Here is a 23698-nt window from a genome sequence, read left to right as displayed (position 1 = left end):
ACCGGAAAAACCCCATACAACTCCCGACCCATCCCCAACCGCTGCGCACCCTGACCCGCAAACAACACACCCAACCGACCACCCACCACACGACCCGACACAGCCGGCCTGACCAAACCAGCCTTCAACTCAGCGACATCCCGACCAACCACCGCCGCCCGAAACTCAAACCCCGCCCGCCGCGTCACCAACGCCCGACCCACAGCGGCCGCAGACACCGGGCCGAAATCGGCGGCGGTCAGGCGCGCGGCCTGGTCGGCGACGGCCTGCTCAGTGCGCCCGGAGAACACCCACGGCACCGGCATGCCCGCCGGGCCGGGATCGGGCAGGAACCGCTCCGGCGCGGGCGCCTCCAAAACGACATGCGCGTTAGTGCCACTGATACCGAACGACGACACCGCCGCCCGACGCGGACGGTCGAGTTCCGGCCACTCCCGCGCCGAAGTCAACAACTGCACCGCACCCGCCGACCAATCCACAAACGGCGACGGCTCATCCACATGCAACGTCCGCGGCAACACACCATGCCGCATCGCCATCACCATCTTGATCACACCACCGACCCCAGCAGCCGCCTGAGTATGACCAACATTCGACTTCAACGACCCGACGAACAACGGACCTTCGACGGGTCGGTCACCGTAGACAGCGATCAACGCCTGCGCCTCGATCGGATCACCCAACCGCGTACCAGTGCCGTGGGCTTCCACCACGTCCACGTCAGCCGCCGTCAGACCCGCACTGTCCAACGCGGACCGAATCACTCGCTGCTGCGACGGACCACTCGGCGCCGTCAATCCATTGCTGGCACCGTCCTGGTTGACCGCACTACCGGCGATCACCGCGAGCACCCGGTGGCCGTGCCGACGGGCGTCGGACAGGCGCTCCAGCAGCACCATTCCGACGCCCTCACCCCAACCCGTGCCATCGGCGGCGGCGGAGAACGCCTTGCACCGGCCGTCGACCGACAAGCCCCGCTGCCGGCTGAACTCCACAAACGTCAACGGCGTCGCCATCACCGTCACACCACCAGCCAAGGCCAACGAACACTCACCCCGCCGCAACGCCTGCCCCGCAAGATGCATCGCCACCAACGACGACGAACACGCCGTATCAACCGTGACCGCCGGACCCTCCAACCCGAACACGTACGACACCCGACCCGACGCGACGGAGGTCGCCACGCCGGTGAGCAGGTGGCCCTCGACGCCTTCGCCGCTGGTCGCTGTGGCACGCAGGCCGAAGGCGTAGTCGTTGCTGATGACCCCGGCGAAGACAGCGGTGTCGGTGCCGCGCACCGACACCGGGTCGATCCCGGCATGCTCGAACGTCTCCCACGCCGTCTCAAGCAGCAGCCGATGCTGCGGGTCGACGGTCAGCGCCTCCCGGGGCGGCATGCCGAAGAACGCAGCGTCGAAGTCGGGGGCATCGTGCAGGAAGCCGCCCCGCATCGCGTACGTAGTGCCCAGGTGGTCCGGGTCGGGATGGTAGAGGCGGTCGAGGTCCCAGCCGCGGTCGGTCGGCATCGCGGTGGTGGCGTCCACGCCGTCGGCAACCAGTCGCCACAGCTGTTCGGGTGAGGCGACGCCGCCCGGATAGCGGCAGCTCATGCCGATGATGGCGATCGGGTCGTCGGAGGCGGGCGCGGCCACCGATCCGGTCGGCGCGGCGGCCGGCGGCCCGCCGAGCAGGCTGAGCACGTGCTCGGTCACCGAGTCCGGGCTGGGATAGTCGAACACGAGCGTGGCGGGCAGCCCTACGCCGAGGTCGCTGGCGAGCGCGTTGCGCAGTTCGACGGCGGTGAGCGAGTCGACACCGAGCGCTTTGAAGGTCAAATGCGGTTTGATCTCGGCTGCGGAGCCGTAGCCGAGCACGGTGGCGGTCGCGACGCAGACCGCCTCGGCGACGGCGTCGCGGCGGTCTGCCTCGGGCAGCCGTGCGGCGAGCACAGACAGGTCGGCGCTGGCGGCGGCCCGCCGCGACGGCACCCGGACCAGGCCGCGCAGCAGCGGCGGGACATCGGCGCGCCCCGCAAGCGTGCCCAGCTGCAGGTTCGCCGCGACGACCACGGGCTCGGCCCCGGCGAGGACGCGGTCGAGGGCGGCGAGGGCGGCGTCGGTGGCCAGCGGCGCCATGCCGGTACGCCGGTCGACGGCGCTCGGTGTGAGCCCGGCGGTCATGCCGCTGGCCTCGGCCCACAGCCCCCATGCCAGCGACGTGGTGGGACGGCCGTGGACGGCGCGGGCGTGCGCCAAGGCGTCGAGCGCGGCATTGGCTGCGGCGTAGTTGGCCTGGCCCGGGTTGCCGAAGGTCGCCGCTGCGGAGGAGAAGAGGATCAGCGGCGCGTCCCCGGCCACGGTGGCGAGGTGCCGCGCCGCGTCGATCTTCGGACGGAGCACCGTGTCGAGCCGCGCGGGCGTCTGTGCGGCGAGGATGCCGTCGTCAACGACCCCGGCGGTGTGGATAATCGCGGCGAATCGGCCGCCGCTGCGGGCGACCAGGTCGCGTACGGCGTCGGCGTCGGCGACGTCGCAGGCGATGACCTCGACGCGAGCGTCGAGGTCGTCCAGCTCGGCGACGAGGGCGGCGGCGGTGTCGGCGGCCGGGCCGCGGCGGCTGGCCAGCACCAGATGCCGCACCCCGTAGGCGGTGGCGAGGTGGCGGGCGACGATGCCGGCGAGGGTGCCGGTGCCGCCGGTGATCAGGACCGGGCCGTCCTCGATCGGGGCGGGCATGGTCAGCACGAGCTTGCCGGTGTGCCGGGCCTGCTGCATGTATCGGAACGCCTCGGGGGCGCGGCGGATGTCCCACGCCGTGACTGGCGGCGGGGTCAGGACGCCCTGCCCGGCGAGGTCGACCAGGCGCGCGAGCAGTTTGTCGATCCGGTCGGGTCCGGCGTCGGCGAGGTCGAGCGCCTGATACGCGATTCCGGGGTGTGCGGCGGCGATCTGCTCCGGGTCCCGGATGTCCGCCTTGCCCATCTCCAGGAACCGGCCGCCGCGCGGCAGCAGCCGCAGGGTGGCGTCGACGAACTCTCCGGCGAGGGAGTCCAGCACGACGTCGACGCCCACGCCGCCGGTCGCGGCGAGGAAGCGGTCGGCGAAGCCAGTGTCGCGGGTGTTGCCGATGCGCTCGTCGGCCAGGCCCATCCCGCGGAGCACTTCCCACTTGCCGGGGCTGGCGGTGCCGAACACGTCGGCGCCGAGGTGACGGGCGATGCTGACGGCGGGCATACCGACACCACCGGCGGCCGAGTGCACCAGCACGCGTTCCCCCGGCTGGACCGCGGCGAGGTCGGTCAGGGCGTACAGGGCGGTGAGCATGCCGACGGGTGCCGCCGCGGCCTGCGCGAACGACCAACCGGCCGGAATCGGGGCGACCACGCGGTGGTCGGCCACGGCGACGGGCGCGAACGCGGCCGGGAACAGGCCCATCACCCGGTCGCCAGGGGTGAACCCGGTGACGGCAGCGCCGACTTCGACCACCACACCGGCGGCCTCGCCGCCGAGGGCGAGCCGGTCCGGGTACACGCCGAGGGCGAGCAGCACGTCGCGGAAGTTGAGCCCGGCGGCCCGTACGGCGATGCGGACCTCGTGCGGCGCCAGTGGCCGCAGCCCGTCCGGGTGCTCGACGAGGTCGAGCCGGTCGAGGGTGCCGGTGGCCAGCGACTCCAGCCGCCAGGACGCTGCGGCGGGCAGGGTCAGCGTGGCATTGGCAGAGGTGCGAATGAGCCGGGGTACGAGCAGGCGCCCGGAGCGCAGCGCGATCTGCGGTTCGCCGCTGCCGAGGGCGGCACCGAGCGCGACCGTTGACAGGGGTGCGTCGTCGGTGTCGACGAGGACCAGGAGGCCGGGGTGCTCGGACTGGGCGGAGCGGATCAGGCCCCAGACCGCGGCGCCGCCGACAGTGGCGGGCGGTTCGGCGTGGTGCGTGCCGACTGCGGCCCGGGTGAGCAGCACCAGCCGCGCGCCGTCCAGGGCATCAGCGGCGAGGAACTGCTGCGTGAGCGCGAGCGCGTGGGTCGTCGCGGCGCGGACGCCGTCAGCGGTACGCAGGTCGGCGACGACGGCGTCGGCGGCTGTCACGGCGGCCAGGTCGGCGTGCCCGGTGACCCGGTCACCGCCCTCCGCCTCCAGGCGGGTGTCGCCGAGCACCGCCCAGGTCCGGACGGTGTGCCCGCCCGTCTGCACGACGCTCCACTCGGTTCGGTAGGTGGTGTCGGCGGCCGCGGTCGAGCGGCCGCCGGTCTCGACGGCGCGCAGGGTCAGCGACGCGATCACGGCGACGGGCTGCCCGGCGGGGTCGGTCACGTCGACGGCGACCGTATCCGGACCGAGCGGGGTGATCCGGACCCGGCAGGTCGTGGCACCGGTGGCGGCCAGGCTGACGCCGCTGAACACGAACGGCATCCGTGCCTGCCGGGCCCCTGCGGCGGGGGCGAGGTCCAGGGCGTGCAGCACGGCGTCGAGCAGCGCGGGGTGGATGCCGTACCCGGTGTGGTCGAGCCCATCGGGCAGGACGACCTCGGCGAGCACGTCGTCGCCGTGGTGCCACGCGGCGCGCAGGCCCTGGAGCCGAGGGCCGTAGGCCAGCCCGTCGGCCACGCGCGCGGCGTAGAAGCCGTCGACGGCGATCGGCTCCGCGCCGTAGGGCGGCCATGCCTCGGCGGCGCGGGCCGGCTGCGGGCGGTCAGGCACGACGTTTCCGGTGGCGTGCCGGGTCCAGCCCGCCTCGTCCGAACCGGACGGGCGTGTGTGCAGGCTGATCTGGCGGCTGCCGGAGTTGTCGGCGGGGCCGGTCCACAGCTGCAGGTCGAGGTCGGCGACGACGTCGACCGGCGTTTCGATGACCAGTTCCTCGAGCCGCCCGCAGCCGGCCCGGTCACCGGCGTGCAGCGCCAGCTCGACGATCGCGGTGCCGGGTAGCAGGGTGCGGCCGGATACGACGTGGTCGGCCAGCCACGGCTGGGTACCGGCCGACAGTCGGCCGGTGAGCAGCAGCCCGTCCGGTGCGGCGACGGTGGCACCCGCGCGGAGCAGCGGATGCGTCGCGGCGGTCAGGCCCAGGTCGACGGGGTCGCCGAGGGCTGCCCCGGCCTCGGTGCGCAGCCAGTAACGGCGACGCTCGAAGGGGTAGGTCGGCAGCGTGAACCGGTGCCGGGGGCCGCCGCCGAGCAGCGATGCCCAATCGGGCGTTACCCCTCGGGTGTACGCGGCCGCGACCGCCCCAAGCAGCGTGCGCACCTCCGACCGCCCCTTGCGCAGCCCGGCGATCAGGTCCGCCTGGTCTGGGGTGACGCTGTCGCGCCCCATGGCGGTCAGTACCCCGTCGGGGCCAAGTTCCAGCACTGTCGCGGCACCGGTCCCGACCGCCGTACGCAGCCCGTCGGCGAACCGTACCGCGTCGTGCACGTGCCGCACCCAGTAGTCGGGCGAGCCCAGCTGCTCGGGGGTGGCCAGGTGCCCGGTCACGTTGGACACGACCGGAATCTGCGGTGCACGGTAGGTCACCGAGGCAGCGACCTTCCGGAACTCGGCGAGCATCGGCTGCATGTGCGGAGAGTGGAACGCGTGGCTGACACGAAGCCGGGTGGTCCTGCGGCCCTGCGAGGCGAACTCGGCCGCCACCGCCTCCGCCGCGTCGGCGTCGCCGGAGACGACCACAGCCTGCGGGCCGTTGACGGCCGCGATCGCCAGCGCCCCGGCGACCCCGGCCAGGGCGGCCCGGACCTCCGCCTGCGTGGCGGCGATCGCGATCATGGCGCCGCCGGGCGTCAGCTGCCCCATGAGCCGGCCCCGGGTCGCGACCAGCAGCGCGGCGTCGGGCAGCGACAGCACCTGCGCCAGGTGCGCCGCGGTCAGCTCGCCGATCGAGTGCCCGATCAGGACGTCGGGGACGATGCCCCACGCCTCGACCTGCCGGAACAGCGCCACTCCCAGCGCGAACAGCGCCGCCTGGGTGAAGTCGGTCCGGTCGAGCAGCGCCGCCTCGGCCGATCCCTCCTCAGCCCACATGACCTCGCGCAGCGGCCGGGGCAGGTGCCGGTCCAACTCGGCACAGACCTCGGCGAGCGCCGCCGCGAACAGCGGGAACCGCTCGGCCAGCTCCCGGCCCATCCCTGGACGCTGGCTGCCCTGGCCGGTGAAGGCGATGGCCAGGCCGCCTGCGGCGGTCGTGCCGCGGACCAGTCCGGTGGCAGCGGTCTGCTCGGCCAGCGCGGTGAGCCCGGCGACCAGCTCGTCCCGGTCGGCGGCGACGACGGCGGCGCGGTGTTCGAAGGCGGTACGCCCGACGGCGAGCGCGGCGGCGAGGTCGGCCAGCGGGAACTCGGCGCCGGACCCCGCCCCGGCCGAAGCGGCCGCACTGCCGCCAACGGCACCAGCGTCGACACACAAGTCGGCGGCGAGCAGGTCGAGCAGCCGCCGGGCCTGCTCCCGCAGTGCGGTCTCACTGCGTGCCGACACGGGAGCCACCACGGTGGACGGACGGGCGGTCGGTGCGGCGGCGGTCTCCGGCGGCGCCTGCTCGAGGATAAGGTGGGCGTTGGTCCCACTGACCCCGAACGAGGAGATTCCGGCGCGGCGGGGACGCTGGACCGGCGGCCATGGCGTGTGCTCGTGCAGCAGTTCCACCGCGCCCGCCGACCAGTCCACGGCCGTGGTCGGCGCGTCGACGTGCAGCGTCTTCGGCAGCTGCGCGTACTGGATCGCCTGGACCATCTTGATGACCGCGCCGACACCCGCCGACGCCTGCGCGTGCCCGATGTTCGACTTAATCGAGCCGAGCAGCAGCGGCCGCGCCCGGTCCTGCCCGTAGGTCGCCAGCAGCGCACCGGCCTCGATCGGGTCGCCGAGGGTGGTGCCGGTGCCGTGCGCCTCGACCGCATCCACGTCGGCGGTGCGCAGACCCGCGTCGGCCAGGGCTTGCCGGATCACGCGCTGCTGGGCGGGGCCGCTCGGGGCGGTCAGGCCATTGCTGGCCCCGTCGGAGTTGACCGCGCTGCCCCGCACCACCGCGAGCACCTGGTGGCCCTGGCTGCGGGCGTCGGACAGCCGCTCCAGCACGATCAGCCCGGCGCCCTCGGACCAGCCGGTGCCGTCGGCGGCGTCGGCGAATGCCTTGCAGCGGCCGTCGGCGGCAAGCCCGCTCTGGCGGCTGAACTCGATGAACGTCTCCGGGGTGGCCATCACGGCGACGCCGCCGGCCACCGCCAGTGTGCACTCGCCACGCCGCAGCGCCTGCACGGCCAGGTGGATGGCGACAAGCGACGACGAGCAGGCCGTGTCGACGGTGATCGCGGGCCCGGCCAGCCCCAGCGTGTACGCGATCCGCCCGGACGCGACGCTGCCCGCGTTGCCCGTGCCGAGGTATCCCTCCAGTTCGTCGGGGATGGCGCCGAGCCCGGTGGCGTAGTCGTGAAACATCAACCCGGCGTAGACGCCAGTGTCGGTGCCGCGCAGCGAGGCGGGGTCGATCCCGGCCCGTTCCAGCGCCTCCCAGCCGATCTCCAGCAGCAGCCGCTGCTGCGGATCCATGGCCAGGGCCTCGCGGGGACTGATGCCGAAGAACGCCGCGTCGAAGTCGCCGGGGGCGTCGAGGAAACCCGCGTGCCGGGTGGAGATGGTGCCGGGGGCGCTGCCGTCTCCGGCGAACAGACGGCCGAGGTCCCAGCCGCGGTCGGCCGGGAAGTCGCCGACCGCGTCTACGCCGTCGGCGACCAGCCGCCACAGCTGCTCAGGCGTGTGCACGCCGCCCGGGTAACGGCAGGCCATACCGACGATGACGATCGGGTCGTCGTCGGCGGCGCGGGGCCGCAGCACCACGTCGGGCCGGGTTGCGGCGCCGAACAGGGCATCCTCGAGGTGGCGGGCGACGGCGGCCGGGGTCGGATGGTCGAAGGCGAGCGTCGCCGGCAGCCTCAGCCCGGTCGCGGCCACCAGGCGGGCGCGCAGCGCCACTGCGGTCACCGAGGTGAAGCCGAGGTGCGTGAACGCCCGGTCGGCGGCGATGGCTGCCGGGTCGGCGTCGAGCAGGGCGGCGGCGTGCGCGCCGACCAACTCGGTCAGGGCGCGCAGCCGGGCGCGGGGCGGCAGGCCGGACAGGCTCGCCCGCAGTTCGACGGCGGCTTGAGGGTCGGCCGGGTCGGCGGCGGAGCGGTCGCGCAGCAGCGGTCGCAGCGGTGCCGCCTGCGGATCGGTGCCGAGCGCAGGGTCGGGACGCAGCGCGAGCAGGCCTGTCTGTCCGGACCAGAGCACGTCGGCGGCCGTCTCCACGTCCCGATCGGTGAGACCGGCGAGTCCGGGCACGGCCGGTTCGCTCTCGGCGAGCGGGGCGAACCCGGCGACGCGCACGTGCGGCGGCAGCCCGGCGACCGCGTACGCGATCGAGGCGGCGTCCCGTGGCGCGACCGGCATGCCGGGCAGACCCACCGGCGGCGTGCACAGGGTCACCGCGATCCCGGTGTCGCGGGTGAGTTCGGTCAGGTGCCCAGCCAGCTCGGCGTCGACGGCAGTCCGGACCACGTGCACGATCCCGGCAAGCGGGGCGTCGGTGCCGGCTTCGGCGAGCAGGCGGGCGGCGCCGACCGCGGACGCGGGCACGGCAGCGTGGACCCGTACCTCGGCGCCGAGACCGGCCAGTTCAGCGGCCAGAGCACGCGGGCTCTCGAGCAGGTCCTCGGTGGATGGTCCGCCGACGCAGAGCGCGAGCGACCGCAGCCGATGCCCGGCGACGAGGTGTCGGGCGAGCACCCGGCCCAGCCCGCTCGCCGCCCCGATGACCAGCACGGTGCCGTCAGCAGTCCGGGTGCCGGAAGCACGAACATCCGGCGCGCCACTGTCCACCCCGGCCGTGCCGGAGCCGACAGCGTCCGAGCCGACGGCGTCCGGGTCAACCTCGATGGAGGCGGGTACCGGCCCGAGCAGAGGTGTGAGCAGGCGGCCCGCGCGCAGTGCGAACTCCCGCGCGTCCGGTGTGGATCCGGGCACGACGGCCGGGTCGCCTCCGGTCGCCCGCCGCGGCACCTCGGCGAGCACCCGGGTCCAGGCCGCGACGTCGGCCTCGGCGGTGTTCGCCGTGTGGCCCGCCGCGCTCGCCGAGCCCTGGGGTGTCGCGGGCAATGCAAGATCAACGGTGAGCGCCGTGTGGTCCCGGTGGCGCAGCCAGGCACGGACAGCGGCAGCGGCCGGCTCGACCCGCTCGCCGGGCGCCGCCGCAGTGCCGCCGCGGGTGACCACGACGACCGGGGCGGGCAGCTCAGGCAGGCCGTCGGCGGCGAGCAGGGCCAGTGTGGTGGGCAGGTCAGGGGTTTCGGGCAGGCTGAGGGCGTACCCGTCGAAGGTGCCCGCCGCCAGCGCGGCCGCGACGGTCGGCACGGCCGTGACGATGCCCCCGGCCCGGCGCACCGCCTCGGTCAGCGCGGGCTCGGCTGCGCCGATCACGGCCCAGCGGCCGCCGGCCGGGGCCGCCGCAGCGGGTGCTGCAGGTGCTGCGGGTGCCCAGCGCAGCCGCCACAACTGCTCGTGATGGCTCGCGCCGCTGCCGCGCAGCCGGGACGGAGTGTCCAGCAGCAGGCGCCGGCTCACCTTCCCCGACCCGGTACGCGGGATCGTCTCGATCTCGCGGACCTCGTCGGGCACCTTGAAGTAGGCGAGGCGCTCACGGCAGGCCGCGACGGCGGCGGCCGGTGACCAGCCCTCGGCGGCGGGGACGACGTAGGCGACGGGCACCTCTCCGAGCACGTCGTGTGGGCGACCGGCGACCGCGACGTCGGCGACGCCCGCGACGGTACGCAGCACCGCCTCGATCTCGCCCGGGTGGATGTTCTCCCCGGCCCGGATGATCAGCTCCTTGAGCCGGCCGGTGATGGTCAGGCGGCCTTCGGCGTCACGCCGGGCCAGGTCCCCGGTGTGGTACCAGCCGTCGCGCAGCGCCTGCTCGGTCTCGCGCGGCCGGCCGTGGTAGCCGAGCATCAGCGCGGGCCCGGCGACCAGCACTTCGCCCTCGTCGCCGTCGGGCACGTCGCGGCCGGTCCGCGGGTCGGCAAGCCGCACGGTCACCCCGGGTACGGCGGTGCCGCAGGTCCCGGCGGCCAGGGTGGCGTCGGGGTGGCTCATGGTGATCGCGCCGCAGGTCTCGGTGCTGCCGTAGGTGTCGACCACGGGCACGCCGAAGGCCGCCGCCATGGCCGCGCCGAGCGACGGTGTGGTGACCGCGCCGGTGACCAGGCAAGCCCGCAGCGCGGGCACGCGCAGCCCGGTCTCGCGCACCGCCGCCAGCAGGTGGTGGTACATCGCGGGGACGCCGACGAGCAGGGAAAACGGCTCGGCACGGACGGCGTCGAGCACGTCCTGCGCGGCGAAGCCTGTCAGAATGCGTGCGGTGGCGCCGGTGGCGGTGACACCGAGGACGCAGAGGATGTGCGCGAGGCTGTGGAACAGCGGCAGCGGCCACAGCAGCCGGTCTTCGGCATGCAGCCCGAGCACGCCCTGGTAGGACGAGCGCACTGACCACAGGCAGGCTGCCTGGGTGGAGACGACGCCCTTGGGTAGGCCGGTGGTCCCGGAGGTGTAGAGCATCCAGGCGGGCTCGTCCAGGCGCAGATCGTCGCGGGCGGGGCGGGGCGGTTCGGTCGTGGCCAGGCACTCGAAGGAGGCGGTGCCAGCGACCGGGGCGCCGACGAGCACGACAGTGCAGCCGGGGCGGGCGGCGACCAGGTCGAGGTGCGCGGGGTCGGTGACGACGACGCGGGCACCACTGTCGTCGAGGATGTGGGTGATCTCGGCGGGCGCGGCCTGCGGGTTGATCGGAACGCCCACCCCTGCGGCCCGGGTGACGGCGAGGTACGCCTCGACGGTCTCGACGCGGTTGCCGAGCAGGATCGCGGCGCGTTCGCCCCGCTGGAGTCCGGCGGCGGCCAAATGCCCAGCGATGCGGCCGGTCCGGGCGGCCAGGTGGGCGTAGGACACCGCGCGATCGGCGTCGGCGTAGGCGATCCGTCCCGGTCGGTCCAACGCGTGGCCGAGTAGTAGCTCGACTAGCGGTCGGCTGTCCTCGACATGCGCCACACCCACACTCCTCGCCTAGACGGATCGTTGCGTCGGTCGGCCCGGACACGGTTCATCGATTTCGGTTGCCGATCCGACAAGCTCGCTCGTGCGGGCGTTGCCCTGACTTCTGGTCGGAACGTAGACACCGCAAATGCGCAGCTACAACCCCTAGCCGTCCCCTAGTCCAGAGCCCTTAGGCGAAGCCCCTTACACCCTTGCGACGCGCCGTCAATCGAGAGAAATCAATGCGCCATGGAGGGCGAGGTTCATCTACGCGTTACCTGAGTCGTGTGATTTACGTCAGATGCTCCTTCGCGGAGCATCCCGGTACCGGCCCAGCGCCGGGGACCCGCAGGGCACACCCGACCAGGGCTGTGGGTATGGGTAGCCGCAGAGTTGCGGCGGCCGTACTGCTCACCTCTCGGGGAGCAGGACGTTCGAGATGAGGTCGACGACCTTCGTCGGCTGGTCGGACATGAAGAAGTGACCGCCGGTGAAGACCCGCACGTCGCAGGCACCGGTGGTGTGGGCCTGCCAGGCGTACGCATCCTCGATGCCGGTCGTCGGATCGGCGTCGCCGACCAGCACCGTGATCGGACAGCCGAGCACAGGCCCCTCCAGGTGCCGATAGGTCTCGATCGCCCGGTAGTCGGCCCGCAGCGCGGGCAGGATCGAGCGCAGCATGTCCTGGTCGGCCAGCAGCCGGGAGTGGGTGCCGTTGAGGCGCTGCAGCTCGGCGACGATGCCCTCGTTGGTCAGCCGGTGCACGTGCTCCTGGCGCCAGTTGGCCGGCGGGCGCCGCCCGGAGGCGAACAGGCGCACCGGCGCGATGCCGGCGCCCGTCTCCAGCCGCCGGGCCAGCTCGTACCCGACGATTGCGCCCATGCTGTGCCCGAAGATCGCGATGGGATGCTCGCCCAGGCTCGGCTCCAGCGCGGCGAAGACGCCGTCGGCCAGGTCGGCGATGCTTGCCAGGCACGGTTCGAAGCGGCGGTCCTGGCGCCCTGGGTACTGCACCGCGAGCACCTCGATGGTCGGGCTGAGCGCCTCGGAGGCCGGGAAGTAGAAGCTCGCCGAGCCACCGGCGTGCGGCAGGCAGATCAGGCGCAGGCGGCTGTCGGCCGACGGGTGAAACCGGCGGATCCACTGCGCTTGGCTGATGAGGTCCTGGCTCATGGGTGCGGTCTTCCTCCAAGGCCCCTGACGGGAGGCCTACGACGGGTCGCCGACGACGTTCGGATCGACGGATTCGGGCAGCAGACGGTCGCAGATTAGGTTTACGAAGCGGGTGTGGTGTTCGTCGATGAGGAAGTGCGGGAAGCAGACCAGTCTGATCCGGCACCCCTCGGCGGGGTGGAAGCGCCGCAGCCACCGAGCATGGTCGCTCTCGACCGGGCCGGCGGTCGACCCGAGCAACAGCGACAGGTGGGCACCGCGCGGCGCCGCCACGGTGCGGTGGGTTCCAACCGTCTCATGATCACCTCGCTGAAGAGCACCCGGTGGCGGGCGGCACCCGACCCGTCCGCAAACCGGGACAACGTCCGTTGTGGAGTGCAAGGCCGAACATGTCCATTGCCTACCGGATCAGCATGGCGATTCCACAGCTTCAATCAAGCCCCTAGCCATCCCCTACCTCCTGGCGGCCCGCTGCTCCGGGTCGCAGAGGGGGGCCCGGCCGGCGCCTCGTTCCGGCCTTCTCCCCTAGACCCCCTATCCGGCGGTGCGGAACAGCTCTCACCACAACAATGGTGTCGCTGCCCGGAAATGCTGCGGTAGCGTGCCGTCAGCGGCCGCAGGAATGCGCCGGATCCCTTTCCCATTCCTTTGCCGGGCCCCGATTCGCCGGCCGCGGAAAAGGCTGAACCCACGGACGGCGACGAGCGACAGGGCGGTCACATGACACTGGACGAGCAGCTGGCACACGTCGGAGCCCCCTTCCGCAAGGGCACCGCCCCGGCCGGTGAACTGACCGGTCCCAGCCTGTTGAGCGTCGCCACGGCGGTGCCCGAGAACTCCTATTCCCAGCGCGATCTTCTCGACCTTTTCGGCATCGAGGACCAGCGAATCCGCGGGGTCTTCCTGAACAGCGCGATCGACCGGCGATACCTCACGGTGCCGCCGATCGGCGCGGACGGCCGTCCTCGGATGGAGAGCCAGGGCGAGTTGCTGGCCAAGCACAAGCGGCAGGGTGTCGAGATGGGCGCCCGCGCCCTGCAGTCCTGCTTGAAGCAGATCAACGCCGCGGTCACCGACCTGGGATACCTGGTCTGCGTCTCGTCGACCGGCCTGCTCACGCCCGGGTTCAGCGCCCTGCTGATCCGAGAGCTGGGCATCCCGGCCGAGTGCAGCCGGCTCGACGTGGTCGGGATGGGCTGCAACGCCGGGCTCAACGCGCTGAACGCGACCACCGGCTGGGCGTCGGCCAATCCGGGCGGCCTGGCCGTGATGGTCTGCATCGAGGCGTGCTCGGCCGCATACGTCTTCGACGGCACAATGCGCACCTCCGTGGTGAACAGCCTCTTCGGCGACGGCGCGGCTGCCCTGGCGGTCTGCCGGGATCCGGGCCGCGACGGGCCGCAGGTGCTCAAGTACGCCAGCTGCGTCATCCCGGAGGCGGTCGACGCGATGCGCTTCGACTGGGACGACAGTCAGGGCAGGTTCAGCTTCTACCTCGATCGCGACATCCCGTACGTGGTAGGCGCGCACGCCGAGAAGGTGGTGGCCGACCTGCTACGCGGCACGGGTCTGCGGCGCAGCTCGATCGCCCACTGGCTGATCCACTCCGGCGGCAAGAAGGTGATCGATTCGGTGGCCGTGAACCTCGGCCTCACCCGTCACGACGTCCGCCACACCACCAGCGTGCTGCGCGATTTCGGCAACCTCTCCAGTGGATCGTTGCTCTTCTCCTACCGCCGGCTCCTGGACGAAGGCGTGATTCGCACCGGCGACTACGGCGTGCTGATGACCATGGGTCCCGGATCGACCATCGAGACCGCCCTCGTCCGCTACTGATCCTCTCGACGTGCACACGGATTGGACTTGAACATGTCAGTCACGGATTTGGCTCCGGAGGCCACCGCCGAGGAGTTCGCACTGACGATCGACAGCGGGCAGCCGTTGTCGGGGACGCTCATCGCGGACCTGGCCGGGCTCTGCGACCAGGTGGAGGATGCCGGCGGCGACGCGACGGTGACGATCCGGCTGACCGGCAACGGCAGGCCCGGCGACTGGCCGGGGCCGGTCGGGATCGACCTAGTGAGCCGCTGGGAGAAGGTGTTGCGCCGGCTGGAGCGCTCGCCCGCCGCTGTCGTCGTGGTCGCCGACGGGCCCTGCGCCGGCAGTGCTCTGGAAGTGCTGCTGATCGCCGACCATCGGGCGGCGACCCCACAGTTCCGGATCGTTCCGCCGATGACCGACGGCAGCCCGTGGGCCGGCATGTTCCTGTACCGGCTGGTGAACCACCTCGGCGGGGCGCACGCCCGACGGATCGTGCTGTTCGGCGCGGGCCTGTCCGCCGTCGAGGCGCTGGACCTGGGCCTGCTGGACGAGATCGTCACGGACCCGGCCACCCCGGCCGTGGAGCACCTGGACGGTGTGGCCCGCAGCGAGCTGGCCGTGCGCCGGCGGCTGCTCCTCGATGCTGGATCCACCAGCTTCGACGAGGCCCTCGGCATGCATCTGGCGGCCTGTGAGCGCGCGCTGCGCCGCGCTACCCGTGAAGCCGACACGCCGGCAGCGGCGGCACGGGAAGGGGCGTGACGGCGATGACGACGGGTCTCTCCACCGCGTGGCGGGCGGTGCCGCCGATGTTCACCGGCTCGCTGTTGACCGACGCCGCGGCGCTGGCGGAGTTCACCGCCGAAGCGGATCAGGCGCTGGCCGCGCTTCCCTCCCGCCCGGACCGCCACCCGGACCAACACCAGCTCGCCGCCGACATTTTCACCGACCAGCGCCGCGCCCGCACCACGTTCCTGCGCTGGCACGCCGAGCAGGTGTACCGGGAGCTGACCGGCGGCATGCGCGAACATCGCCGGATCACCGAGTTGGTCTTCGCGGCCGCCGACGCGTTCCCCGGGCTGGTGCCGACGCGAACGCAGATGGCCGCCGAGCGGGAATTGGGACAGGGCGACAAGGACGGCCGGGAAATCGATCAGGGCATCTTCCTCGCCGCGCTGCTGCGCAGCCCAGCCGCCGGGCGGCATCTACTGGAGGCGATGCGGCGGCCCACCGTACGGGCCCGCACCCTGCTCAGCCAGTTCACCCGTACCGGGACCGCCGAGATTGGCAGTGTCCGGCTGGAGCGGATCGGCGGGGTCGCGCACCTGACGATGGCCAACGGCCGGTTCCTCAATGCCGAGGATGACCAGCTCGTCGCGGACATGGAGATCGCCATCGACCTGGTCTTGCTGGACGACCGGGTCCAGGTCGGCGTGCTGCGCGGCGGCAAGATGACGCATCCGCGCTACCAGGGCCGGCGGGTGTTCTCGGCCGGCATCAATCTCGTCGACCTGCACCAGGGCCGGATCACCTACCTCGACTTCCTGATGGGCCGGGAGCTGGGCCTACTGCAGAAGCTGATCCGTGGGCTCTTCGTCGACGAGGTGTGGCCGCGGCCGCAGGCGGAGAAGCCGTGGGTCGCCGGGGTGGACGCCTTTGCCATCGGCGGCGGCATGCAGCTGTTGTTCGCGGTGGACCATGTGGTCGCGGCGGCGGACGCGTTCTTCAGCTTGCCGGCGGCGCAGGAGGGCATCGTGCCGGGCATGGCCAACCTGCGGTTGACCCGGCTCGCCGGTGGCCGCCTCTCCCGGCAGGTGATTCTCTCCGGCCGCCGGATCTGGGCGCACGAGCCGCAGGCCGCGCTGGTCTGTGACGAGGTGGTGGACCCGCACCGGATGGACGAGGCGGTTCGCGTCGCCGCCGCCAAGCTCGCCAGCCCGGCCGTGGTGGCGAACCGTCACATGATCAGCATCGCCGAGGAGCCGGTCGACGTCTTCCGCGCGTACGCCGCGGAGTTCGCGCTGGAACAGGCGCTGCGGTTGTACAGCGACGACGTGATCGGCAAGGTGGGGCGATTCTCGGCCGGCACGTCCGGTGCAGCGGCCGCCCGGCACGACTCATGAGACCCGTCGACGCCATGCTCGACGTCCTCGCCGACGAGGGGGTCACCACCGTCTTCGGCAATCCAGGAACGACGGAGCTGCCGTTCACCGAGGCGCTCGCCCGGCGGGATGGCTTCTCCTACGTACTCGGGTTGCAGGAGGGCTCGGTCGTCGCGATGGCCGACGGCTACGCCCGGGCCACCCGACGGCCGGCGTTCGTCAGCCTGCACGTCGCGGCGGGGCTTGCCAACGGCTTGGTCGGCCTGCTCAATGCGAGTCGATCGCGTACCCCTCTGGTGGTGACCGCCGGGCAGCAGGACCGGCGGCACCTGGCCAGTGACCCGATGCTCTCCGGCGACCTGGTCGGACTGGCACGGTCGGCGGTGAAACAGACCTTCGACGTGCAGCACGCGCATGACCTGCCGCTGCTGCTGCGGCGCGCGTTCGCCATGGCCGTGCGGCCCCCGGCCGGCCCGGTCTTCCTCTCCATCCCGATGGACCTGCTCGAGGAAGAGGGGCCGATCGAGCCGCCCGCACCGCGTTCCCGGCTGGCAGGGCTCGGTGTCGCCGCCGGGGTCGCCGAGGCGGCGCAACTGCTGGCCGGGGCCCGGCGGCCCGCGATCGTCGCCGGCGACGGGGTGAGCCGCGACGACGCGGTCGCCGAGATGGTCGCCGTCGCCGAGGCGCTCGGCGCGGTCACCTTTCACCAGCCGATGCACGACCGCGTCGACTTCCCCACCACCCACGACCTGTACGACGGCATGCTCGACGCCCGACACAGTGCGATCCGGCACCGCTTGACCGGCCACGACGTGGTGTTGATCGTCGGCACACACGCGTTCATGGCGCACCACTACACGCCCGGTTCCCCGATCCCGCCGGACACATCGGTCGTGCAGCTCGACTGCGACCCCGCGGAGCCGGGCCGCAACTTTCCCGTCGCCCTCGGCATGGTCGGCGGCATCCGGGCGACGCTGGCCGAACTGGCCCGTGAGCTGCGCGGCCGGGTACCGGTGGCCGCCGAGCGACGGGCCGAGATCGGGAGGCGCACCGCCGCGCACCGCGATCGGGTACGCGCCGAGGCGCTGGCCGGATACGGCAAGGCACCACTGGACCCGCTCGCGGCCGTGCACGCCATCACCACCGGGCTGCCGGCGGACGCCGTGGTGGTCGAGGAGGCGATCACCTCGGGAATCCTGCTGCGCTCGGTGCTGCCGCTGGAGCGGCCCGGATCGTACGTACACACGGCCGGCGGCGGCCTCGGCTCCGGAATCGGCGCGGCGATCGGCACGCGGATGGGCGACCCCGGCCGACCGGTGGTGGCGGTGCTCGGCGACGGCTGCACCATGTTCGGCCTCCAGGGCCTCTGGAGCGCCGCTCGCTACGGCGTGCCGGTCACGTTCGTCGTCATGAACAACGGCGAGTACCGCACGCTCAAGGAGACGATCGACCGGCGCGGCCACCTCACCGGTGCCGCCGACCCGTACCTAGGCCTCGACCTGGGCCCGCCCGAGCTGGACTTCACCCGGGCGGCCGAGTTCTTCGGCATCCGTGCGCTGCGCGTGCACAGCGCCGACCACCTCGCCGAAGCGGTGGCCAAGGCCGCCGTGGGCGACGAGGCCGTCCTGATTGACGTACCCGTCACGCGGCACCGCACCAGCCGGTTAGCGCCGTGACGTCTGATCGGAGAGGAAGACGATGACTACCCTCGTCGATGTCGGCGCGCTCGCCGGCACCGTGTTCAGCGGCGGCTGGCACGCCGCCGCACAGACCGCGACGGTCCGCGAGCCCGCGACCGGTGCCTCACTCGGCACCGTGGGCGTGGCCGACGCCGCCGACATCACCCGTGCCACAACGCTGGCCGCGGCGGCACAGCCGGCGTGGGCCGCTGTGCCCCCGGCCGAGCGGGCCGCGCTGCTGCGCCGCGCCGCGACGGTGCTGGAGGCGCACCGCGGCGAGATCGAGCAGTGGTTGGTACGCGAGGGGGGCGCCGTCGTTCCCAAGGCCCAGAGCGAAGTGGCGGCTGCGCGGGACGAGCTGTGGGAGGCAGCGGCGCTGCCCACCCAGCCGCACGGCACGCTGCTGCCCACGCCGGCCGGCCGGGCCAGCGTGGCCCGGCGGGTCCCGCTCGGCGTGGTCGGTGTGATCAGCCCGTGGAACTTCCCGCTGCTGCTGAGCCTGCGCGCGGTCGCCCCCGCGCTGGCGCTGGGCAACGCGGTGGTGCTCAAGCCGGACGTGCAGACCGCGGTGAGCGGCGGTTACGTCGTGGCCCGCATCTTCGAGGAGGCCGGGCTCCCCGGCGACGTGCTGCACGTGCTCGCCGGAGATGCCGAGCCGGGTCGGGCGCTCACCGAGGACCCGCGGACCGCCATGATCGCCTTCACCGGTTCCACCGCTGTCGGCCGTGAGGTGGGTGCCGCCGCCGGACGGGCCCTCAAGCGCGTCTCTCTGGAACTGGGTGGCAACAACGCCTTCATCGTGCTCGACGACGCGGACCTCGAGGCCGCGGCGTCGGCCGGCGCGTTCGGCTCGTTCTTCCACCAGGGTCAGGTCTGCATGACGGCGGGCCGGCACATCGTCGCCGAGCAGGTGGCCGGCCGGTACGTCGAGCTGCTCGCGGAGCGGGCCCGGCGGATGACCGTGGGCGACCCGTGGACTGAGCAGGTCCAACTCGGACCGATGATCAACGATGCGCAGCGGGACCGCGTCCACCGCATCGTCACCGACACCGTGGCGGTCGGTGCGGTGCTGCACTGTGGCGGCACATTCGAGGGTCGGTTCTACCGCCCGACGGTACTGGGCGGGGTCACCGCGAAGATGCCGGCGTTCACCGAGGAGATCTTCGGGCCGGTCGCGCCGGTCATCGTGGTGCGCGACGATCAGGAGGCCGTGGCGGTCGCCAACGACACCGAGTACGGCCTGGTCGCGGCGATCCAGACCGGCTCGGTGCCGCGGGCGCTGGCCCTGGCCGAGCGGCTCGCCACCGGCATCGTGCACGTCAACGACCAGACCATAAACGACGAGGCCACCGTGCCGTTCGGCGGCCGGGGTGCCTCCGGTAACGGCACCCGGTTCGGCTCGCAGCACAGCTGGGACGAGTTCACCCAGTGGCAGTGGGTCACCGCGCGGAGCACTCCGTGTCCGTACCCGGTGTGACGCCCGGCGCGGGCCCCGCGGAGGAGCGCCGGGTTCTGTGCACCCGGCGCGATCGGGTGGCGTACGTGACGCTCAACCGTCCTGCGGTGCTCAACGCGATGGACGTGCGGACCCACGAGGAGCTGGGCGCCGTCCTGGACGACATCGAGGCCGACGACGACGTGTGGGTGGTGGTGCTCACCGGCGCGGGCGACCGATCGTTCTCGGTCGGACAGGATCTCAAGGAGCTGGTCCAGCGCACCGAGGCGGGCGTGCCGCCGTCCACGTTCGGCGCCCGCGACCTGCCGGGGCACCCCCGGCTGACCGAGCGGTTCGGCTTCGCCAAGCCGATCGTCGCGCGCGTCAACGGGTACGCGTTCGGCGGCGGCTTCGAGCTGGCCCTGGCCTGCGACGTCGTGGTGGCTGCCGAGCACGCCGCCTTCGCGCTGCCGGAGGCACGGTTGGGCCTGATCCCCGGCGCGGGCGGGGTGTTTCGGTTGACGCGTCAGGTGCCGTACCGGATCGCTCTGGGGCACCTGATGACCGGGCGGCGGATGCCGGCCGCCCGGGCCCGGGAGCTGGGTCTGGTCAACGACGTGGTGCCGACCGCCGAGCTGGACGCCTGCGTCGACGGCTGGGTCCAGGACATCCTGGCCTGTGCCCCGCTCTCGGTACGCGCGATCAAGGAGGCCGCGCAGCGCTCCGCCACCATGCCCCTGGAACAGGCCTTCGGCACCCGCTTCGGGTGGGAGGAGCGGCGCCTGCGCAGCGCGGACGCACAGGAGGGCGCCCGCTCCTTCACCGAGAAGCGCACGCCCCGTTGGACCGGCACCTGATGCTCGTCAGCCGCCCGACGCGCTCGCCAACTCGCCCAATGGACCGATCTGCAGACTGGTCGGCAGATCGGTCCGGCTCTTCACGCCGAGCTTGCGGTACACCCGGGTGAGGTGCTGCTCCACAGTGCTCGTCGTGATGTGCAGCATTTCGGCGATCTGCCGGTTGGGGAGGCCCTGCGCGGCCAGCTCGCCGACCCGGCGTTCGGCTTCGCTGAGGGCGGTGGGGCCGCCGCGGTCCGGGCCGAGGGCCGCCGACCAATTTCCCGCGTCCGGGTACAGGCCCTGGGCAAGAGGGCTGGCCTGACATTCCTGCGCGACGCGACCGGCTCGGCGCATGGTGATCCTGGCTCGGCTGGAATCGCCGATGCTCTTGTAGGTGGAGCCGAGATCGGCCAGAGCGTGCGCCAGCTCCAGCCGGTCCCCCGCCGTCTGCAACGCCCGGACCGCGTCGGCCAGCAGCCGCGGACGCTCGCGGACGTCGGCGGTGGCGGCCAGGTGGCGCAGGGCCCGGCCGAAGACCCGGCCGTCGTGGCTGTCCAGGCGGCTGACCTGCTGGTCGAGCAGCTCGCGGGCCTCACCCTGGCGGCCCAGCCTGAGCAGGGTCTGGGCCGCGTCCAGCCGCCACGGCACCGCGGCCGGCGTGTCCGCGTCCCAGAGACGAAGCGTCTCCCCCAGCGTCTGGAAGTCGCTCAGAGCCGCGTACGGACGGCTGAGCGCCAGTTGCAGGTGACCGCGGGCCCGTAGATAGCGCAGGCCGAAGGGGGTCTGCAGCAGCGCGTCGGGCATGGGAGGGCTCAGGTGCGCGGCGGCCTCCTCGAAGCGGCCCATCTCGGCGCTGGCGGTCAGCAGGCAGGCCAACGGGGCTCCGACCACCACACCCCAGCTCATCGGGGACAGCTCGGTGAGCGCGGTGGCGGCGAGGCCGGCGGCCGCGGGCAGGTCGCCCTGCAACAGCGCCTGGTCGGCGCGAACGGCGGCGTGCAAGCCGCGCCAGACGCCAGCGCCGCGACCGGCCGCCTCGGCCAGCATCGGCATCCAACTCGCCGAGGTCGCCTCGGCGCGCTCCGGGTCGACGAGCGCCCACAGTGCCACAGTCATCGGTGCCAGGGGGGAATCGTCGAGCTGTTCGCCAGAGCGCAGGTGCTCGCCGAGGATCAGCGTCTGCTGATCGGCCTCCGGACCGGGCCGCGCGGCGTCACCGTGGCGCAGCATGGGATAGCACCGTTCCAGGTAGTCACGCAGGGTCCGCAGGTCGGCGGCGGTGTTCGCGTCCGGTTGCGGTTCGCCGGCGAGCTGGTCGAGGATCTGCGCCGCCTCATCCACGCGCCCGTGCCAGAGAAGTTGCTGCACCGGCGCCACGACGTGCCGCCCGGTCAGGCGGCCCTCGGTGATGGCGATGGTGAGGTGCCCCAGATGCCGGACGGCCCGGGCCGGGTCGACGCGCCATTCAGCCTGGGCGAGCACGGAACGGGTGACCGCCCGCTGGGTGTCGTCTACGGACGCGCGGTGGGCGAGTTCGAGACAGTCGAGCGCGAAGCCCAGCTGGCCGCTGGTGCGGGCGCTGTCCGCCGACTCCTGCAGGATCGCGGTCTCCCACGGCTCCTTGCTGTCGCCCGCGGCCACCAGATGGTGAGCGACCGCCGTGGGTTGCCCGCCCTGATGGTGCAGTGCCTGGGCCGCCCGGCGGTGCAGGTGCTCCAGGTGTTCCGGGGGCATGTCGTCGAGCACGGCCTGGCGGGCGATCGGGTGCCGGCACTGCCCGTGCAGCAGGATGCCGGCTTCTTCGAGCAGGTCCAGGACGGTCTTCACGGCACCGGCCCGGGCGTCCGAGAGCTGGGCCAGGACCGCCACGGAGGCGGGTTCCCGCATTATCGCGACGGCCCGCGCGACCGCCAGCACCTCCTCGCCGCAGCGGTACAGGTAGGACACCACAGCATCGGCATAGGTCTCCCCGACCGCGAGGCGCGAGGGCTGCCCGGTGGCGGTCGCGAGGTCCGACGCCTGCCAGTCCTCGGCAAGGGCCTGGGCGAGCAGCGGGTTGCCGCCGGTGACCGCGTAGGCGCCAGCCGCGATGCTGTGGGCCACGTGCGGGTCGAGCTCGTGGGCGAGCAGCGCCGCCACGCCCTCCTCGGACAGCATCGGCAGGCGTAGCTGGCGGCAGTCCGGCTGGCGCAGCATCTCCGTGCGAGCCTGTGCGTATTCATGGCCGCCCGCCCGCGTCCGATTGTTGAGGACGAGCATGATCGGGAAGTTGCGCACCCGGCGGGCGATGAAGAGCAGGCATTGCAGCGACACGGAGTCCGCGAGGTGCACGTCGTCCACGCCGATGAGCAGCGGCAGAGAGGCGGCGTTGGTATGCACGATCCGCCACACGGTGGTCAGGATCTCCGGCAGCGCTTGTGGATCGGACGCCATCTGCCTGGCCCGTTCCCGCTCCTGTGGATCGACGTCGACACCTTGCAGGATCTGGTCGACCACACCGAGCGGAAGGTGCTGCTCCGCGGGGGACCCGGCGGCGCTGACGAAGCGGGACCGCGACCCGACCCGGTCCGCGAAGGCGTACAGCAACGCGGTCTTGCCGGTAGCCGCGAGACCTCTGATGATCGCAAGGCCGCCCGTTCCCTGGCTGCATCGATCGAACTGCTCCGACAGCTCGGCCATCTGGACGTCACGCTCGATCATCACCATCTCGCACCATTCCCCCGAATTATGCGTATCTGTCAATGCAGCAGGGACCATGCCTGACTTCGGGCTGCCACACCTCTGCGGAGATGTGTGACGGGAAACTGCTCATGCACCATCACCGCACCAGCGAAATGTCTCCCTGCCGTGCACAGCTTGCCATGCCGGTCATTGCGGAGGGGAACACCTTAAAGGGGGACACCTTAAAGCGCACGAAGTTGTCCTTGGCCACGGAAACGGTGCCCATCGTCCGAGACTCCCATGCAAGATGATCTACATATGCTGGCAGAAGCCCCGGCGGCACACCAGCCAAACGGCCAGGTAGCCGCACCAATCGGCGCAGCACAAGTTTTCACGCGGCGTCGACAAGAGGACGCATCCGAGGCTGTCGGGGTGGCCGGATTTGAACCGACGGCCTCTTCTTGACGACCATTGCCCTCGCGGTTGTCAACGATGAGCTGCAACAACGCAGCGTGATTGATCGTGCGCTGCCTGGAAACCACCTTCACGCTCAAATTGATTCCGGACTGAAGGTCCGCCAGGGGCCTGGCGATGTTCGAGGCGTTGCTTGAGGGGACGCCAGATTGTTCGGCATCTCCTTGCAGACCTGGGGCCGGACCAGTAACGGGACGAGGAGTTGCCGATGCCGTGACCCTCGGAGTCGACGTTGATGGTCAAACGGGACCGGTCCCGCGCCGACAGGCTCGACGGTGACGTCGACGACGGCCCGGATCGGTCCGTCAATTCCTCGGACGCCCCACGTACGCGGCGGGTCGAAGTGCGCGACTTCGGAGCTGCGCGCCCGGTCGGCGCCGCCGATGCGCCAGGTGGTCGTGCACCGTGCTCCCACCGCCGGGACGCCGGGACAGGTACAGCAGCCAGCCTTCGTCGTGGGCGA

The 23698-nt window shown here is 72.4% G+C and carries 10 protein-coding genes; 6 read left to right on the top strand and 4 right to left on the bottom strand.

Annotation, left to right across the window (positions count from 1 at the left end; translation table 11 throughout):
* From AB0B86_RS05535 to AB0B86_RS05525, 3 genes are all read right to left on the bottom strand, one after another.
* The coding region (locus AB0B86_RS05535; RefSeq protein ID WP_357415582.1) for an SDR family NAD(P)-dependent oxidoreductase at positions 1–11066 on the bottom strand (11066 nt) is incomplete at its 3' end.
* Between the two features lie 396 nt (positions 11067–11462).
* Positions 11463–12224, bottom strand: a complete 762-nt coding sequence (locus AB0B86_RS05530; protein ID WP_357415576.1) for an alpha/beta fold hydrolase — start codon at positions 12222–12224, stop codon at positions 11463–11465.
* A gap of 36 nt (positions 12225–12260) precedes the next feature.
* Positions 12261–12497 carry a hypothetical protein gene (locus AB0B86_RS05525; RefSeq protein ID WP_357413405.1) on the bottom strand — a complete coding sequence of 79 codons (237 nt, stop codon included), beginning with the start codon at positions 12495–12497 and terminating at the stop codon, positions 12261–12263.
* A gap of 447 nt (positions 12498–12944) precedes the next feature.
* On the opposite strand from AB0B86_RS05525, the gene dpgA reads away from it, so the two are divergent.
* Genes dpgA through dpgD form a run of 6 tightly spaced genes read left to right on the top strand, consistent with a single transcriptional unit; the run spans position 12945 to position 20118 of the window.
* Entirely contained in the window at positions 12945–14060 is a 1116-nt protein-coding gene (gene dpgA, locus AB0B86_RS05520) for a 3,5-dihydroxyphenylacetyl-CoA synthase DpgA (protein ID WP_357413406.1), read from the top strand.
* A gap of 33 nt (positions 14061–14093) precedes the next feature.
* Entirely contained in the window at positions 14094–14807 is a 714-nt protein-coding gene (gene dpgB, locus AB0B86_RS05515) for an enoyl-CoA-hydratase DpgB (RefSeq protein WP_357413408.1), read from the top strand.
* A 5-nt stretch (positions 14808–14812) separates the two neighbouring features.
* Positions 14813–16168 (top strand): (3,5-dihydroxyphenyl)acetyl-CoA 1,2-dioxygenase DpgC, encoded by a 1356-nt coding sequence (dpgC, locus tag AB0B86_RS05510; RefSeq protein WP_357413410.1) that lies wholly within the window; start codon positions 14813–14815, stop codon positions 16166–16168.
* Positions 16165–17823 carry a thiamine pyrophosphate-binding protein gene (locus AB0B86_RS05505; RefSeq protein ID WP_357413412.1) on the top strand — a complete coding sequence of 553 codons (1659 nt, stop codon included), beginning with the start codon at positions 16165–16167 and terminating at the stop codon, positions 17821–17823. Before dpgC ends, AB0B86_RS05505 begins: the two co-directional genes overlap by 4 nt.
* Before the next feature lie 22 nt (positions 17824–17845).
* Complete coding sequence (locus AB0B86_RS05500) at positions 17846–19303, top strand: benzaldehyde dehydrogenase (protein WP_357413414.1); 1458 nt, start codon at positions 17846–17848, stop codon at positions 19301–19303.
* Positions 19285–20118 carry an enoyl-CoA-hydratase DpgD gene (dpgD, locus tag AB0B86_RS05495; protein ID WP_357415559.1) on the top strand — a complete coding sequence of 278 codons (834 nt, stop codon included), beginning with the start codon at positions 19285–19287 and terminating at the stop codon, positions 20116–20118. The genes AB0B86_RS05500 and dpgD overlap by 19 nt, the downstream gene beginning before the upstream one ends.
* 6 nt (positions 20119–20124) lie before the next feature.
* Here the strand turns inward: dpgD and AB0B86_RS05490 are convergent, their stop codons facing one another.
* A complete protein-coding gene (locus AB0B86_RS05490) occupies positions 20125–22806 on the bottom strand; it encodes a LuxR C-terminal-related transcriptional regulator (RefSeq protein ID WP_357415555.1) in 2682 nt (893 codons plus the stop codon).
* Positions 22807–23698: the final 892 nt, after the last annotated feature.

Source organism: Micromonospora sp. NPDC049047 (genome assembly GCF_040649135.1).
Lineage (GTDB): Bacteria > Actinomycetota > Actinomycetes > Mycobacteriales > Micromonosporaceae > Micromonospora.
This window is presented reverse-complemented; position numbering and strand designations above follow the sequence as displayed.

Bases quoted from the DNA above. Each gene is read 5' to 3' on its own strand.
- AB0B86_RS05530 (WP_357415576.1), bottom strand. From the start codon at position 12,224: ATGAGCCAGGACCTCATCAGCCAAGCGCAGTGGATCCGCCGGTTTCAC.
- dpgA (WP_357413406.1), top strand. From the start codon at position 12,945: ATGACACTGGACGAGCAGCTGGCACACGTCGGAGCCCCCTTCCGCAAG.
- dpgB (WP_357413408.1), top strand. From the start codon at position 14,094: ATGTCAGTCACGGATTTGGCTCCGGAGGCCACCGCCGAGGAGTTCGCA.
- dpgC (WP_357413410.1), top strand. From the start codon at position 14,813: ATGACGACGGGTCTCTCCACCGCGTGGCGGGCGGTGCCGCCGATGTTC.
- AB0B86_RS05505 (WP_357413412.1), top strand. From the start codon at position 16,165: ATGAGACCCGTCGACGCCATGCTCGACGTCCTCGCCGACGAGGGGGTC.
- AB0B86_RS05500 (WP_357413414.1), top strand. From the start codon at position 17,846: ATGACTACCCTCGTCGATGTCGGCGCGCTCGCCGGCACCGTGTTCAGC.
- AB0B86_RS05490 (WP_357415555.1), bottom strand. From the start codon at position 22,806: ATGGTGATGATCGAGCGTGACGTCCAGATGGCCGAGCTGTCGGAGCAG.